The sequence below is a fragment of the Nioella sp. genome, from assembly GCF_965215655.1.
GTDB lineage: Bacteria > Pseudomonadota > Alphaproteobacteria > Rhodobacterales > Rhodobacteraceae > Nioella.
Map to the genome: position 1 here is coordinate 2,720,287 of NZ_OZ244111.1, position 14,636 is coordinate 2,734,922.

Consider the following 14,636-nt stretch of genomic DNA (forward strand, 5'->3'; position numbering starts at 1 on the left):
CACTCACCACGTCGCGCCCGGATAGGCGCGCTGCAACCACTGCATCGAGGTCAGAAGGTGACCCAGATGTTCGGTATGCATCCGGCCATTGCGCCCGCCCTTGTGGACGTAGCCGCCACCCGGAATGGCCAATGTGGCCTCCGCCAGCACCCGACCGACGATATCGTCGTATTCGGCGCGCAATTCAGCGGGGTCAGGGGCGATCCCGGCCTCTGCCAGCATCTCATCCGACTTATCCTTTTCGAACATTTCCCCACAATACGGATAGAGATAATCCAAGGCCGCCTGCATCCGGCTATGACTTTCCTCGGTTCCATCCCCAAGACCGATCACCGTGTCGCCGGAGCGTTCCAGATGATAGGTCACCTCCTTATGGGCCTTCTCTGCGATGGCCGAAACACGCGCGTCAGACGACCCTTTCAGCCAGTCGGTCATCACGAAGGACCACGCGTCATAGAGAAACTGCCGCATCAGCGTCTGGCCGAAATCGCCGTTCGGCAGCTCCACCATCAGCACATTGCGAAAGTCCCAGGCGTCGCGCAGGAAGGCCAGGTTGTCGGCCGTGCGACCCTTGCCCTCGACCTCACCCGCCAGCCCCAGCCAGAACTGCGTCTGCCCGATCATGTCGAGCGCGGTGTTGGCCAGCGCGATATCCTCCTCCAGCACCGGGGAATGGCCGCACCATTCCGACACCCGGTGCCCGAGGATCAGCGTATTGTCCCCCAACCGCAGGAGAAACTGGAACAGAGCCTCATCCTTGGTCATCACATATGCCCCACTTCATCGGGAATGTCGTAGAAGGTCGGGTGACGGTAGATCTTGCTTTCCGACGGCTCGAAGAGCGGGCCTTTTTCGGACGGGGAACTGGCCGCGATGTGTTTCGCTTCCACCACCCAGATCGACACGCCCTCATTGCGGCGGGTATAGACGTCGCGCGCGTTCTTCACCGCCATCTCCGCATCCGGCGCGTGCAAAGACCCGACATGCCGGTGGCTCAGCCCATGCTGGCCGCGAATGAAGATCTCCCACAGGGGCCATTCGTTTTTCATCTCAGATCCTCCTCATTCCGCCGCAACTTTGCGGGCGGCTTTCTTGCGGGCATGGGCCAGCAGCCCGTCACGCACCCATTCCCCATCGTCCCATGCCGCAACACGGTCATTCATCCGGTCCACGTTGCAGGGGCCGTTGCCCTTGATGACATTGAAGAATTCGGGCCAATCCGGTTCGGAGAAGTCGTAATGCCCGCGCTCTTCGTTCCACTTGATATTCGGGTCCGGCAGGTCGAGCTTCAGGTACTCGATCTGCGGAATGGTCTGGTCCACGAATTGCTGGCGCAGCTCGTCATTGGACTTCACCTTGATCTTCCACGCCATCGACTGTTCCGAATGGGTCGATTCCGCGTCCGACGGCCCGAACATCATCAGCGCCGGGAACCACAGCCGGTTCAAAGCATCCTGCGCCTGCCGTTTCTGCTCCGGCGTGCCAAAGGCCATCGCGCGGATCGCGTCGTAACCCTGCCGCGCGTGAAAGCTCTCTTCCTTGCAGATGCGGATCATGGCGCGGCTATACGGCCCGTAGGACGTGCGTTGCAGCGCCACCTGGTTCACGATCGCCGCCCCATCGACCAGCCAGCCCACGGCGCCGATATCGGCCCAGTTGAGCGTCGGGTAGTTGAAGATCGACGAATACTTCATCTTGCCTTCATGCAGCAGTTCAATGAGCTCATCCCGGCTCACGCCAAGCGTCTCTGCGGCGGAATAGAGGTACAACCCATGCCCCGCCTCGTCCTGCACCTTGGCCAGCAGGATCGCTTTCCGTTCCAGCGTCGGCGCGCGGGTGATCCAGTTGCCCTCGGGCAATTGCCCCACCACCTCGGAATGGGCGTGCTGGCCGATCTGGCGGATCAGCGTCCGGCGGTAATCCTCCGGCATCCAGTCGCGCGGTTCGATCTTGATATCGTTGTCGATCTTGTCCTGAAAGGCACGCTCTTCCTCGGACATCTCCTCGCGCGGTTTGATCCCGTTTGAGGCCGTCTTGATCATCTGTGCATACATTTTCCCGTGTCTCCCTTCAGACCCGTTCCAGGATCAGGGCCACGCCCTGCCCCACGCCCACGCACATGGTGCACAGCGCATAGCGCCCACCTGTGCGGTTGAGTTGATAGGCCGCCGTCAACACCAGCCGCGTGCCCGACATGCCAAGCGGATGGCCAAGCGCGATGGCGCCCCCGTTGGGGTTCACATGCGCCGCATCATCGGCGACGCCCAGTACCCGCAACGTGGCCAAGCCCTGGCTGGCAAAGGCCTCGTTCAGCTCGATCACATCCATCTGCCCGATGCTCAGCCCCGCCTTGGCCAACACCTTGCGGGTGGCCGGCACAGGGCCGATCCCCATGACGCGGGGCTCCACCCCCGCCGCCGCCATCGCCACGACCCGCGCCATGGGCGTCAGCCCGTTGGTCTTGGCCGCCGCCTCAGATGCCAGCAGCACCGCCGCTGCACCATCATTGACGCCAGAGGCATTGCCCGCCGTCACCGTCTTGTCCGGGCCATTGACACCCTTCAGACCCGCCAGTTTCTCGGCTGTCGTGCCGGGGCGCGGGTGTTCGTCCGTATCGACCACCACAGGATCGCCCTTGCGCTGCGGAACACTCACGGGCGTGATCTCATCCGCGAACAGCCCCGCCGCCTGCGCCGCTTCCCACCGGGCCTGAGACCGGGCGGCAAAGGCATCCTGATCGACGCGGCTAATACCGTAATCCTCGGCCACATTATCGGCGGTTTCAGGCATCGAATCCGTGCCATAGGCCGCCTGCATCTTCTTGTTAACGAAGCGCCAGCCGATCGTGGTGTCGTAAACCGCATTGGCCCGCGAAAAGGCGCTGGTGGCTTTCGGCATCACGAAGGGCGCGCGGCTCATGCTTTCCACGCCGCCCGCGATCACCAGGTCATAATCGCCCGCCTTGATCCCCCGCGCGGCCATGCCCACGGCATCCATGCCGCTGGCGCAGAGCCGATTCACCGTGGTCCCCGGCACGCTCACCGGCAGCCCCGCCAGCAATGCCGCCATACGCGCCACATTGCGATTGTCCTCGCCCGCCTGGTTGGCATCGCCATAGATCACATCGTCAAGCGCGCCCCAATCCACACCGGGATTGCGCGCCATCAGGGCCGCAATGGGCAATGCCGCAAGGTCATCGGTGCGGATGGAACTCAGCGCCCCTCCGTACCGGCCAATTGGTGTTCTGGTGGCATCGCAGATGAATGCGTCCATGTGGCGGAATCCTCCCAAGTGTCGCGCAAATAACTGACCGCATGGTCGGGATATGCTGCAACGCGATTCGTTGCAAGAGAAATGTTACGCCAATCGGTAACAAAGCGAATATCTCGTAACGTGTCCGAACGAGCCGAGCGAGCGACCACGGCCTTCCCAAAAACCGTCCTCCCCTTCTTCTTTGCCCAAATACCCCCGCCGGAGGCATCCCCCCTCACCACACATCCGGCCATCCGACCCGACAGACCGCCCGCACCACAGATCCGTGGCAACGCGGACCGACGAGGCCTCCCGGCGCATGCCGGGGGGTTGAGGAGGGCCGCTCACGGGTCGACGCCGGCAGGCGGCGAAACCGCTTTCCGTCTGCACGCATGGTGTACGGGGGGTGTACAGGGGGTGTACGCATGGCACCCCCCTGTTTTTCGTCTATCTGCGGCCGGTTCCGCCCGCCCCGTCCGGCACCCCGAAACCCGCATGCGCCTGCGCAATCCGGGTCAGCAGATCGGCCATCTCCGCCGGTGGCTCTGCCGCCCGGCGGGTCTGCATGTCGACATGGATCAGCAACTGCTCCACCGTCGCCGCCACCTCGCCATTGCAGCGAATCGTGTAGAACAGCTTGAGCTTCTTGCCCTTGGCCTCCAGCACCTGCGTCGTCGCGGTGATCCGGTCTCCGATCATCACCTCGGCCAGATAGCGCACATGGTTTTCCACCGTGAACCAGCTGCCCTGCGTGGCGATATAGTCGGGCGTTGTGCCGATCCACAGCAGGAACCGGTCGCTCGCCTCCGACATCGCCTGTACATAGCGGCTTTCGTTCATATGGCCGTTGCCATCGACCCAATCCGTCGGCACCTGCCGGTCCAGGGTCACCATCGGAACCATCAGGTCCGGCATCGCAGGTTCGATGGATTTTTCGTGATCTGCCAAGACCTTACCAACGGCAGATCCGCGCGCCTTCAGGCTACGCATCATCCCGATCAGGTTGCCGTCGCGCAGGGATTCCAGCTCTGCAATCGACAGGTGCCCCGACTGCGCATCCGACTGGCTGGCGATCATCTCGATCAGCTCATCGGTCAATTCCGGCACATCCATCAGCTTCGTCCAGGGCCATTCCAGCGCCGGGCCGAACTGGCTTATGAAATGCGCCATCCCGGCAGGGCCACCAGCCACACGGTAGGTCTCGAAAAGGCCCATCTGCCCCCAGCGCAGGCCAAAGCCCATGCGGATCGCGTCGTCGATTTCCTCGGTTGTGGCGATGCCATCCTTGATCAGCCACAGCGCCTCGCGCCAGACGGCTTCCAGGAAACGGTCGGCGATATGGGCGGGGATCTCCTGCCGGACCTTCAGCGGGAAAAGACCAACGGTTTCAAGTAGTTCCTTGGCCCGATCCAGCGTTGCCGGGTCGGTCTTCTCGGACCCCACCAGCTCAATCAGCGGCAGGAGGTAAACCGGGTTGAACGGGTGTGCGACGATGATCTGCTCGGGCCGCGTGGCGCAGTTTTGCAGTTCTGACGGCATGAAACCGGAGGTTGACGAGCCAATGATCGCGTCCGGGTCGCAGACCGATTGCACCTGCTGGTAGAGCTTCTGTTTCAGCTCCAGCCGCTCCGGCGCGCTTTCCTGGATCCAGACAGCGCCCTCCACCGCCTCGCTGATGGTCTCATGAAAACTCAAATTGCCTTCTGCGGGTAAGGCCACATCATAGAGCGCGGGCAACGCCTTGCGCGCCCGGCCCAGCATGGCGTTCAGGGTTTCCTCCGCCGTTGGCGACGGGTCGAACACCCGCACATCCCAGCCCATCAGCAGGAACCGCGCGGCCCATCCGCCGCCAATCACGCCCCCGCCCAGAATTGCCGCTGTCTTGGTCATTTCAATCCCCGTTCGATTCCGTGTGCCCGTCGACAGCCATCGCCTGCCCCGAGACCTTGTTGCCCATATCCGACGCCAGGAAGAGCGCCATATTGGCGATATCCTGCGCGGTCACCCATGTTTTCATCGAGACGCATTGCACATAGCTGCGCCGCACCTCGTCTTCGCTGACACCGCGCGCCTTGGCCTCATTGGCCACAACGCGATCCATGCGCGGGCCTTCCACAGCCCCTGGGCAGAGCGCGTTGACGCGGATATTGTAGGGGCCAAGCTCCATCGCCCAGGTCTTGGTCAGCCCGATGATCCCCCATTTCGCCGCTGCATAGGGCGACCGGAACGGATGCCCGAAAAGCCCCGAGGTCGAAGAGGTCAGCAACAGAAGCCCCGATTTCTGCGCCTTCATCACCGGTGCCGCGCGGCGCGCCACCAGGAAGGCCCCGTCGAGATTGACGGCAAGGGTTTCCTTCCAACCATCAAAGGGCATGTCCTCCACCGGCGCAGCAGGCCCCCCGATCCCGGCATTGGCCGCCGCCACGTCGAGCCCGCCGAGCGCCTCCAGCGCCTCGTCAAAGAACCCATCCACCTGGTCCATATCGGTGACATTCACCACGCGGGTCAGGATATCGGGATTGGCCGCTGCCATCGCTGCGCAGGCGGCCTCGTCCACGTCGCAGACCGCAACGCGCGCCCCCTTTGCCTTGAAGCTTTCGGCCATCACCCGGCCTATTCCTGCTGCGCCCGCGGTGATCAGAACGCGCTTGCCCTGCAATCCGTCCATGAGATTTGTCCTAATCTACGCAGATCGACACGACCTGCCCGGTGTCATCGAGAAAACTGTAGCAGCCGAACGCGTTGAAATGTGTGGAGCATGTCCGGCTCTCCGCGTCGCAATAGCCTTCGCAATCCGGGGCGGCGCTGCACATCTGGCCCGCGTCCGGCGTCGGTTCCGCGCAGAACTCAACGCCGGAGAACCCGGCCCATCCGACATATCCACCCCGCGCAAGGCAAGCGGCTTCTTCCGCCGGGGACAGTTCCTCGGGGCTTTCTTCCACACATCCCCCCACCAGCAACACCGCCAGCAGGGGAAACAGGTATGCGCCTTTCATCGCAGCGGCCTCAGGCCGGATCGCGCTTGGTCAGGCCAAGCTTGTCACGCACTTCCTGCGGGCCCATGATGCGGCTGCCCATGGATTCCACGATGCCGCGCGCGCGGGTCACCAGCTGCTCATTCGTGGCCAGCACGCCCTTGTCGAGCCAGATATTGTCCTCCAGCCCCACGCGCACATGGCCACCCGCCAGAACGGAGGCCGCGACATAGTTCATCTGGTTCCGGCCAATCGAGAAGGCCGAGAAGGTCCAGTGATCGGGCACGTTATTGACCATCGCCATGAAGGTGTTGAGGTCATCGGGCGCGCCCCACGGCACCCCCATGCAGAGCTGCACAAGCGCCGGGTCGTCGAGGATGCCCTCCTCCACCAGCTTCTTGGCGAACCACAGGTGGCCGGTGTCGAAGGCTTCGATCTCGGGTTTCACGCCCGCATCGGTCATCATCTGGCCCATGGCGCGCAGGGTGCCGGGGGTGTTGACCATGATGTAATCGGCTTCGGCGAAGTTCATCGTGCCGCAATCGAGCGTGCAGATTTCAGGGCGGCAGTCGAGCACATGGGCAAAGCGCTCCGACGCGCCCGCCATATCGGTCCCTGCCTCGGAGGGCGGCAGCGGCTGCTCGATGCTGCCAAGCACGAGGTCGCCACCCATCCCGGCGGTCAGGTTCAGCACGACGTCCACGTCGGCGTCGCGGATACGCTCCGTCACTTCGCGGAACAATGCCCGGTCACGGTTCGGCACCCCGGTTTCGGGGTCGCGCACGTGGCAATGGACGATGGCCGCACCCGCCTTGGCCGCCGCGATGGCGCTGTTGGCGATCTGCTCGGGGCTGCGCGGCACATGCGGGCTGCGGTCCTGGGTGCCGCCCGATCCGGTGATGGCACAGGTGATGAATACGTCGCGCGAAGGGGTAAGGGGCATGCTGGTCTCCGTCCTCTGATTTCGGTTAGGAAAGCGCATGTTGCGGGTCAGGTCTTTGCGATATACGAAACATCCATGACAGTTTCCGCGACTCGCAAAAGAATCCCCGGAGAGCCGCCCTTTCGCATCGGCCTGCTGGTGCTGCCCGATTCCAACCTTCTGTCGATGGCATCGGCCCTTGACCCGTTCCGCGCTGCGAACCGGCGGGCCGGGCGCAAGCTCTATGACTGGCAGGTGGTCTCGCCCGAAGGTGGTCTGGTGCGGCTGACATCGGGGCTGGAGGTGATGACCGAACCGTTGCCGCTCCACGCCGATATGGACCTGATGGTGATGGTGGCAGGCTTTCGGCTCGATGCCCACGCCACCCCGGCGCTGCGGTCCTGGCTGCGGCAATTGCGGGCGCGCGGCATCCCCTATTGCGGTGTCGATGGCGGGCCTTGGGTGCTGGCGCGGGCGGGCCTGCTGAACGGCCACCGCGCCACCACCCATTGGGAAGACCTGGAGGCCTTCGGCAATGCCTTCCCCGAGGTCGATCCCCTGCCCGACCGCTACGTGATCGACGGCCCGGCCCTGACCACCGGCGGCGCGGCCCCTTGCCTCGACCTGATGCTGCACCTGATCCGGTCCCACCATGGGGCGGAGCTGGCAGGTCTGGTTGCCAATGCGCTGCTCTATGACCCCGAAGACCGCCCCAGCCCGCAACGGCTGGTCCCTCAGGCGCGCCTTGCAGCGCTGACCCCGCAGGTGGCCCGCGCCGTGGCCATCATGGAGGAGCGGCTGGAAGACCCCCCCGCCATCGCCAAGATCGCGGAAGAGGTGGGCCTCTCGCCCCGTCGGCTGGAGATGCTCTTTCGCAAGCATCTGGAAACCGGCCCCGGAGCCTTCTTCCTGCGCTTGCGCCTCAACGAGGCGCGCAGGCTGGCGCTGGATACCGGGCTGAGCGTGCAGGAGATCGCCGTCAGAACCGGTTTCTCCGGCCCCTCCACCCTCGCCCGCGCCTTTCGCAAGGCGTTCGGTCAGTCGGTGTCAGACCTGCGCGCCGACCGCTGAGGGTCAGTAGGGCATCGGATGCGCTTTATGCGCGGCCGTGACCTCGTCCAGCACCTCGTCGGACAGGTCTAGATCCGCCGCGCCCAGAATATGCTCCAACTGCGCGCTCGTGGTGGCCCCGAAGATGGCCGAGATCGCGAAGGGCCGGGTCTGCTGCCAGGCCAGAGCCATATGCACCGGGTCCAGCCCGTGACGATCCGCAATCTCCAGATAGGCCGCCGCCGCATCGAAGACCCGCGCCGACTTGCGCCCGCCCATCTCCGGCACCAGCGACATGCGCGAGCCTGCGGGCACCGCGCCGTTCTGGTACTTGCCGGTCAGAAATCCGGCGGCCAGCGGCGAGAAGGACAGCAGCGTCACGTCTTCGTTGACCGACATCTCGGCCATATCCGTGTCATACATCCGGGCCAGCAGCGAATACTCATTCTGCACCGTCTGGACCCGGGGCAGGCCCTTGTCCTCAGACACCCTCAACCACTGCGCGGTGCCCCAGGCGGATTCGTTGGACAGGCCAATATGGCGCATCTTGCCTTCCGCGATCAGCTTGTCGGCCTCCGCCAGCACATCCTCCATGTGGGTCAGCGTCTCGGCCTTGTTCTGGCCGCGCGGGTCATAGGTCCAGTTCTTGCGGAACTGGAACGATCCGCGATTGGGCCAATGGAGCTGGTAGAGATCCACATAGTCGGTCTTCAGCCGCTTCAGCGAGCCTTCCAGCGACTCGCGCAGGGCCGCCCCGGTGATCAGCGCGCCCTCACGGGCGACCCCGCCTTCGCCACTGATCTTGGTGGCGAGCAGGTAGTCCCCCCGACGCCCCGGGTTGGCTGCGTTCCAGTCGCCCAGGATGGCCTCGGACCCACCGATGGTCTCCTTGCGGACCGGGTTGACCGGATACATCTCGGCCGTGTCGACAATGTCGATCCCCGCCGCCAGCGCCATGTCCATCTGCCGATGCGCATCATCCGCCGGGGTCTGGGTGCCCCATGTCATTGTGCCAAGGCACAGTTCCGAGACCGTCTGGCCAGTCGACCCGAAGGGAACCTGTCGCATGTTTTCCTGTCCTGTCCGTCATGTTGATACGTCGCAACCTAGGCGCTGAGGCCCCGGGCGCAAGGCAGGGATTGAAGAACATTTAGCGAACACCTAGATTGGCCTCATGTCCCAGGCCCTGCTGTCCCGTTCCTCTGCCCCCCGATCCGGCCCGCGCCCGCTGCGGTTTCTGGGCCGGTTCGACCTGCCCCGCGCCCGCGCACATGAGTTTTGCGGGCCCGCCCGGCGGCGGCTGGCCCTGCTGGCCGCGCAGGGCTGCGAGGGGCCGGTCCTGTGGCTGCGCCCCGGCTGGCATCCCGACCGGCTGCACATGGACGGGGTACGCCCGCTGATCGACCCCGCGCGACTGCTGATGGTCGATACAAGCCGCCCCGAGGATCTGCTCTGGGCGCTGGAAGAGGCGCTGCGCCCCGGCATCGTGCCGCTTGTTGTGGGTGACCTGCCAGAGCCGCCGGGCCTGACCCCGGTGCGCCGCCTGCACCTGGCCGCCGAGGCCGGAGCCACGGCAGGCCGCGCCCCCCTGTGCCTGCTGCTGACCCCCGGCCCGGGCGGGGCCGCCGGAGTGGAAAGCCGCTGGCAGCTGACACCCGACCATGGCCCCGGCCGCACCCGCTGGCAGCTCACCCGCCTGCGCGCCCGGCAGGCCCCGCCGAAAAGCTGGGTGCTGGATGATACTGGCATCATCAACACCCACCCCGAAGAGACCCCCGCCGCCTGACCTGTCTTTCAGCTTGGCCCAAATACCTCGGGGGAGTCGCGAAGCGACGGGGGCAGCGCCCCCTGCACCGGTGGTCTCCTCTTGAAAAGAGCAGTGGAGCCGGATCGGGGCCGCAGGCCTCGATCCGCAACTCCGCCCCAGAATCGCGGCCCGTAAGGGCCGCGCGGGTCGACGCGCCGCAGGCGCGGCGAAACCCCTCACCGACCTCCAGCACGGCCCGCTTGCGGGCCGCCCCCGGTCGACGCGCCGCAGGCGCGGCGAAATCCCCATAAACGACCCCGCCAAGGTCGCCAGGGAGACAGAGCCGGGCTATCAGAGACACCACTCTGACAAAAAAGCCAGCCCCCAGCCCCATGCGCCTTCTCGTCTCCTTTGCCGCCCTCTTCCTGTCGATCTTCCTTCTGCAGATCTCGTCGGGCGGCGTGGGGCCGCTCGATGTGCTCTCGGGCACCGTCCTGGGTTTCACCAACAGCCAGATCGGCATGCTTGGCTCCGCCCATTTCCTTGGCTTCTTCATCGGCTGCTGGTGGGCACCGCGTCTGATGGGGACCATCGGTCATTCCCGCGCCTTCGCGGCCTTCACCGCCGCAGGCGCCATCGGGCTTCTGGCCCATATGCTGGTTCTGGATCCCTATGCCTGGGCGCTGATGCGCGTGGCCTCGGGCCTTTGCGTGGCGGGCTGCTACACGGTGGTCGAGGCCTGGCTGCAATCCAAGGTCACCAACGAGACGCGCGGCCGCGCCATGGGCAGCTACCGGATGGTCGATATGGTGGGCTCGCTCTGCGCGCAGATGATCATCGGCTTTCTGGAGCCTGCCCATTACGTCTCCTACAACCTGCTGGCGCTTCTGTGCTGCGCGACCCTGCTGCCGCTGACCCTGTCCCGCGCGACCGAACCCGTGACCCCGGACGCCCCCCGCCTGCGCCCGGGCATGGCCTGGGCCAAGTCGCCGCTCGCCGTCGCGGGCGTCATGGTGGCCGCCGTCTCCTCCGCCTCGTTTCGCATGGTGGGGCCACTCTATGGCACCGAGGTGGGCCTGCGCGCCGACCAGATCGCCTATTTCCTCTCCGCCTTCGTCCTCGGCGGGGCGCTGGCGCAACTGCCCGCGGGATGGCTGGCGGATCGCTATGATCGCAGATGGGTGCTCATCGGCATGTCTATCGCCGCCCTGCCCGCCTGCGGGTTCACCATCGCCGTCAGCGACATGGGCACCGCCGCCGTCATGGGGGCGGCCTTTTTCTTCGGGCTGATGACCTTCCCGATCTATTCGATCTCGGCAGCCCATGCCCATGACTGGGCCGAAGATCACGAGCGGGTGGAGCTGTCCGCCGCGCTCATGTTCTTCTACGCGCTTGGCGCCATCGTCGCGCCGCTCCTGACCTCGAACCTGATTTCTCTCTACGGTCCCGGCGCGCTTTTCTCCTTCATCGCCGCCGCGCATCTGGGGCTTGTCGTTTTCGGCCTGATCCGCATGCGCCGCCGGGCCAGCGCCACCACCCGCGCGCCCTATGTCTGGGTGCCGCGCACCAGCTTTCAGGTCGGGCGCATCTTCCGCCGAAATCACCGCCCCTGATCCCGACCCGCGCAAGGGTTCTGGTCCTTGCGCCAAGCCTGCGCTAAACGGGTCTGCGCAAGGACGACAAAAGGCTTTCCGATGGCACGAATCCTCATCACCTCGGCGATTCCCTATATCAACGGGATTAAGCACCTGGGCAATCTCGTGGGCAGCCAGCTGCCCGCCGATCTCTATGCCCGCTACCAGCGGGGCCGGGGCAATGAGGTCATGTTCCTGTGTGCCACCGACGAACATGGCACCCCCGCCGAACTGGCCGCCGCTAAGGCCGGCAAGCCGGTGGCGGACTACTGCGCCGAGATGTGGGCCGTGCAGGCCGAAATCGCCAAGGGCTTTCGCCTGTCCTTCGACCATTTCGGCCGCTCCTCCAGCCCACAGAACCACAAGCTGACGCAGCATCTGGCCGGCAAGCTCTACGAGGCCGGGCTGATCCGCGAGGTCGATGACCAGCAGATGTATTCCAAGGCCGATGGTCGCTTCCTGCCAGATCGTTATGTGGAGGGCACCTGCCCCAATTGTGGCTTCGAAAGTGCCCGTGGCGACCAGTGCGACAACTGCACCAAGCAGCTGGACCCGGTCGACCTGATCAACCCGCGCTCCACCATCTCGGGCTCCACCGATCTGGAGATGCGCCCGACCAAGCACCTGTTTTTGCGCCAGTCCCTGCTGAAGGACCAGCTGGAGGCCTGGATCGACTCCAAGACCGACTGGCCAGTGCTGACCACGTCGATTGCCAAGAAATGGCTGAACGATGGCGACGGGTTGCAGGATCGGGGCATCACCCGCGATCTCGACTGGGGTATCCCGGTCAAGCGCGGCGAGGAGGATTGGCCAGGCATGGAGGGCAAAGTCTTCTACGTCTGGTTCGACGCGCCAATCGAATATATCGCCTGCGCCGCCGAATGGGCCGAGGCCAATGGCAAGACGGAGGCCGACTGGCAACGCTGGTGGCGCACCGACAAGGGCGCGGGTGACGTGCGCTACGTCCAGTTCATGGGCAAGGACAACGTGCCCTTCCACACGCTCAGCTTCCCCGCGACCATGATCGGGTCGGGCGAGCCGTGGAAGATGGTCGACTACATCAAGTCCTTCAACTACCTCAACTACGATGGTGGTCAGTTCAGCACCTCACGCGGGCGCGGCGTGTTCATGGACCAGGCGCTGGAAATTCTGCCCGCCGATTACTGGCGCTGGTGGCTTCTGTCCCACGCGCCCGAAAGCTCTGACAGCGAGTTCACCTGGGAAAACTTCCAGGCGTCTGTGAACAAGGACCTTGCCGACGTTCTGGGCAATTTCGTCAGCCGCGTCACCAAGTTCTGCCGGTCCAAGTTTGGTGAACAGGTGCCCGAGGGCGGCGATTACGGCGATCAGGAATTTGCGCTTGTGGCCGAGCTGGAGGAAAAGCTCGAGGCCTACGAGGCGCATATGGAGGCGATCGAGGTCCGCAAGGCCGCTGCCGAATTGCGCGCCATCTGGGTCGCGGGCAACGAATACCTGCAAGCCGCCGCGCCCTGGGCTGCCTTCAAGGAAGATCCGGACCGGGCCGCCGCCATCGTGCGGCTGTCGCTCAACCTGATCCGGCTCTATGCGGTTCTCTCCGAACCCTTTATCCCCGATGCATCAGCCACGATGCTGGCGGCGATGAACGCTGACGGCGCGGGCTGGCCTGATTCCGTTGGCGACGCACTGGCGGTGTTGGAGGCAGGGCATGGCTTTAGCGTGCCGGAGGTGCTCTTTGCCAAGATCGGCGACGAAGACCGCGAGGGCTGGCAGAAAAAATTTGCAGGCACCCGGGATTGACCGGGGGCCTTTTGCGGGCGTGATGGAATGGTAGACATATCAGACTTAAAATCTGAAGGGCCCTGTGCCCGTGTGGGTTCGAGTCCCACCGCCCGCACCATCAATAAATAATAAGTAACTTTTTTAATTAATTTCATATTGAATAAATCCAACCAACCCACCTCTCCGACCACCCTTTGACAATCGCATAGGTCAGAGACGTGGCCTTGTGCCGCATACCCGCGCACCGTGATCTGATGCACCGCATCCCGCTTGAACTCGGCGCTGCAATTGCTTGTCCCCATGTCGGCCTCATTGCCTCAAAATCAGGGTGCTAAGCGTCTACAAATCTAGGGGCACCTCACCATTCGTATCCGACGAAGATCGGCCATGTTGGCTGTCCGGCGTCAGCTTTTACGCAACGGCGACGGGGCGGCACCCGAAAGCCCGCCTCGATCACCAATGAATCAATGAATTCTGCTTGAGCCGGTTCCCTGGCACGCAGCCCCTTGCAGGTGGGCAACAGAGGCTGTCACGCATGTGCTCACCCCGGGGCGAGGTCCAACGCGGATTGCCGTAGCGCCAATCAGCGGTCGGGGCTGAAGGGCTGCTTGTATACATACATGGTGAACTCGAAAGGAAATCCGCCCGGGCGCGTTACATAGTCATGCCGCAGAACCGGATGACCGCCCAATTCACGCTTGCAGAAGGAGAAGACCTCCATCGGGTCCACATACCACAGATCGGGGTCCTGAAAATCGACCCAGGTCGACATCGCGTTGAAGGCGATCCCCTTCTCCGCCGCGGCATACATCTTGCGCAGGGTGCTGGTCATGAAGCCCCAGTTGTCGGTCATGGTATTGTTGAACACCCCCGACAACACCGCGTAGTCATGCCCGCCCGGCAGGTCATCGGCACCTGCATCCATGAGCGTGACCGTAGCCCGGTCGTCATCGGCCAGCGATCTGTTGGCCAGTCGCACGAAATCGGCCACGACATCGACACCGCTGTAGCGGCTGGTCCGTCCACCGGCGCGCAGGTAATGGGCGAAATGCGCCAGCCCACAGCCCACGTCCAGCACCGATGTCATGTCCCGATCAACTTGCAGCAAGATCTCGAAACGCGCCTGTTGGCTGGCTTCGTCCGCATACTGCACCGCCTGTGCACCTTCCCCTTTTTCCTTCAGGAGAGTCTCATAATTGGCAATGATCTTTTTCACGTCCTGATAGGGCATCGGGCCTGCTTTTTCTGCTTGGGTATGGCGGTTTCGCGCGATCCCGAGGGGCGCCCGCAGACGG

At 64.2% G+C, this 14,636-nt stretch carries 14 protein-coding genes and 1 tRNA gene; 5 read left to right on the forward strand and 10 right to left on the reverse strand.

Annotated features, from left to right (window positions below; all coding sequences use genetic code 11):
- Nucleotides 1-3: 3 nt before the first annotated feature.
- The 8 genes from paaC to ACOOEX_RS13565 all read right to left on the reverse strand — a co-directional run bounded on the left by paaC (nt 4) and on the right by ACOOEX_RS13565 (nt 7,170).
- Nucleotides 4-765: a 1,2-phenylacetyl-CoA epoxidase subunit PaaC gene (gene paaC, locus ACOOEX_RS13530; RefSeq protein WP_420395322.1), complete on the reverse strand. Its 762-nt coding sequence runs from the start codon at nt 763-765 to the stop codon at nt 4-6.
- Nucleotides 765-1,049 carry a 1,2-phenylacetyl-CoA epoxidase subunit PaaB gene (paaB, locus tag ACOOEX_RS13535; protein WP_127561134.1) on the reverse strand — a complete coding sequence of 95 codons (285 nt, stop codon included), beginning with the start codon at nt 1,047-1,049 and terminating at the stop codon, nt 765-767. The genes paaC and paaB overlap by 1 nt, the downstream gene beginning before the upstream one ends.
- Nucleotides 1,050-1,061: 12 nt before the next feature.
- The gene (gene paaA / locus ACOOEX_RS13540; RefSeq protein WP_420395323.1) at nt 1,062-2,054 is read right to left on the reverse strand and encodes a 1,2-phenylacetyl-CoA epoxidase subunit PaaA; all 993 of its coding nucleotides are present in this window, start codon (nt 2,052-2,054) and stop codon (nt 1,062-1,064) included.
- Nucleotides 2,055-2,070: 16 nt separating this feature from the next.
- The gene (pcaF, locus tag ACOOEX_RS13545) at nt 2,071-3,273 is read right to left on the reverse strand and encodes a 3-oxoadipyl-CoA thiolase (RefSeq protein ID WP_420395324.1); all 1,203 of its coding nucleotides are present in this window, start codon (nt 3,271-3,273) and stop codon (nt 2,071-2,073) included.
- Nucleotides 3,274-3,699: 426 nt separating this feature from the next.
- Nucleotides 3,700-5,142 (reverse strand): carnitine 3-dehydrogenase, encoded by a 1,443-nt coding sequence (locus ACOOEX_RS13550; protein WP_420395325.1) that lies wholly within the window; start codon nt 5,140-5,142, stop codon nt 3,700-3,702.
- A gap of 1 nt (nt 5,143) precedes the next feature.
- Complete coding sequence (locus tag ACOOEX_RS13555; RefSeq protein WP_420395326.1) at nt 5,144-5,920, reverse strand: SDR family oxidoreductase; 777 nt, start codon at nt 5,918-5,920, stop codon at nt 5,144-5,146.
- A 10-nt stretch (nt 5,921-5,930) separates the two neighbouring features.
- Nucleotides 5,931-6,248 carry a hypothetical protein gene (locus ACOOEX_RS13560; protein ID WP_420395327.1) on the reverse strand — a complete coding sequence of 106 codons (318 nt, stop codon included), beginning with the start codon at nt 6,246-6,248 and terminating at the stop codon, nt 5,931-5,933.
- A 10-nt stretch (nt 6,249-6,258) separates the two neighbouring features.
- Entirely contained in the window at nt 6,259-7,170 is a 912-nt protein-coding gene (locus tag ACOOEX_RS13565; RefSeq protein ID WP_420395328.1) for a 3-keto-5-aminohexanoate cleavage protein, read from the reverse strand.
- A 75-nt stretch (nt 7,171-7,245) separates the two neighbouring features.
- Between ACOOEX_RS13565 and ACOOEX_RS13570 the strand changes: the two genes are divergently transcribed.
- Nucleotides 7,246-8,220 (forward strand): GlxA family transcriptional regulator, encoded by a 975-nt coding sequence (locus ACOOEX_RS13570; RefSeq protein WP_420395329.1) that lies wholly within the window; start codon nt 7,246-7,248, stop codon nt 8,218-8,220.
- Between the two features lie 3 nt (nt 8,221-8,223).
- Here ACOOEX_RS13570 and ACOOEX_RS13575 read toward each other — a convergent pair whose 3' ends face one another.
- Nucleotides 8,224-9,267, reverse strand: coding sequence for an aldo/keto reductase (locus tag ACOOEX_RS13575; protein ID WP_420395330.1), 1,044 nt, complete (start codon nt 9,265-9,267; stop codon nt 8,224-8,226).
- A gap of 106 nt (nt 9,268-9,373) precedes the next feature.
- Between ACOOEX_RS13575 and ACOOEX_RS13580 the strand changes: the two genes are divergently transcribed.
- From ACOOEX_RS13580 to ACOOEX_RS13595, 4 genes are all read left to right on the forward strand, one after another.
- Entirely contained in the window at nt 9,374-9,985 is a 612-nt protein-coding gene (locus ACOOEX_RS13580) for an ImuA family protein (protein WP_420395331.1), read from the forward strand.
- Nucleotides 9,986-10,338: 353 nt separating this feature from the next.
- On the forward strand, nt 10,339-11,559 hold the full coding sequence (locus ACOOEX_RS13585) for an MFS transporter (protein ID WP_420395332.1): 1,221 nt from the start codon (nt 10,339-10,341) through the stop codon (nt 11,557-11,559).
- A gap of 81 nt (nt 11,560-11,640) precedes the next feature.
- A complete protein-coding gene (gene metG / locus ACOOEX_RS13590) occupies nt 11,641-13,359 on the forward strand; it encodes a methionine--tRNA ligase (RefSeq protein WP_420395333.1) in 1,719 nt (572 codons plus the stop codon).
- Nucleotides 13,360-13,372: 13 nt separating this feature from the next.
- Nucleotides 13,373-13,459, forward strand: a tRNA-Leu gene (locus ACOOEX_RS13595).
- Between the two features lie 465 nt (nt 13,460-13,924).
- Here ACOOEX_RS13595 and ACOOEX_RS13600 read toward each other — a convergent pair.
- Nucleotides 13,925-14,572, reverse strand: coding sequence for a class I SAM-dependent methyltransferase (locus tag ACOOEX_RS13600; protein ID WP_420395334.1), 648 nt, complete (start codon nt 14,570-14,572; stop codon nt 13,925-13,927).
- Nucleotides 14,573-14,636 lie beyond the last annotated feature (64 nt).

What these genes read in the sequence shown, in the direction of transcription:
- paaC (WP_420395322.1), bottom strand. Translation starts at nt 765, where the DNA reads ATGACCAAGGATGAGGCTCTGTTCCAGTTTCTCCTGCGGTTGGGGGAC.
- paaB (WP_127561134.1), bottom strand. Translation starts at nt 1,049, where the DNA reads ATGAAAAACGAATGGCCCCTGTGGGAGATCTTCATTCGCGGCCAGCAT.
- paaA (WP_420395323.1), bottom strand. Translation starts at nt 2,054, where the DNA reads ATGTATGCACAGATGATCAAGACGGCCTCAAACGGGATCAAACCGCGC.
- pcaF (WP_420395324.1), bottom strand. Translation starts at nt 3,273, where the DNA reads ATGGACGCATTCATCTGCGATGCCACCAGAACACCAATTGGCCGGTAC.
- ACOOEX_RS13550 (WP_420395325.1), bottom strand. Translation starts at nt 5,142, where the DNA reads ATGACCAAGACAGCGGCAATTCTGGGCGGGGGCGTGATTGGCGGCGGA.
- ACOOEX_RS13555 (WP_420395326.1), bottom strand. Translation starts at nt 5,920, where the DNA reads ATGGACGGATTGCAGGGCAAGCGCGTTCTGATCACCGCGGGCGCAGCA.
- ACOOEX_RS13560 (WP_420395327.1), bottom strand. Translation starts at nt 6,248, where the DNA reads ATGAAAGGCGCATACCTGTTTCCCCTGCTGGCGGTGTTGCTGGTGGGG.
- ACOOEX_RS13565 (WP_420395328.1), bottom strand. Translation starts at nt 7,170, where the DNA reads ATGCCCCTTACCCCTTCGCGCGACGTATTCATCACCTGTGCCATCACC.
- ACOOEX_RS13570 (WP_420395329.1), top strand. Translation starts at nt 7,246, where the DNA reads ATGACAGTTTCCGCGACTCGCAAAAGAATCCCCGGAGAGCCGCCCTTT.
- ACOOEX_RS13575 (WP_420395330.1), bottom strand. Translation starts at nt 9,267, where the DNA reads ATGCGACAGGTTCCCTTCGGGTCGACTGGCCAGACGGTCTCGGAACTG.
- ACOOEX_RS13580 (WP_420395331.1), top strand. Translation starts at nt 9,374, where the DNA reads ATGTCCCAGGCCCTGCTGTCCCGTTCCTCTGCCCCCCGATCCGGCCCG.
- ACOOEX_RS13585 (WP_420395332.1), top strand. Translation starts at nt 10,339, where the DNA reads ATGCGCCTTCTCGTCTCCTTTGCCGCCCTCTTCCTGTCGATCTTCCTT.
- metG (WP_420395333.1), top strand. Translation starts at nt 11,641, where the DNA reads ATGGCACGAATCCTCATCACCTCGGCGATTCCCTATATCAACGGGATT.
- ACOOEX_RS13600 (WP_420395334.1), bottom strand. Translation starts at nt 14,572, where the DNA reads ATGCCCTATCAGGACGTGAAAAAGATCATTGCCAATTATGAGACTCTC.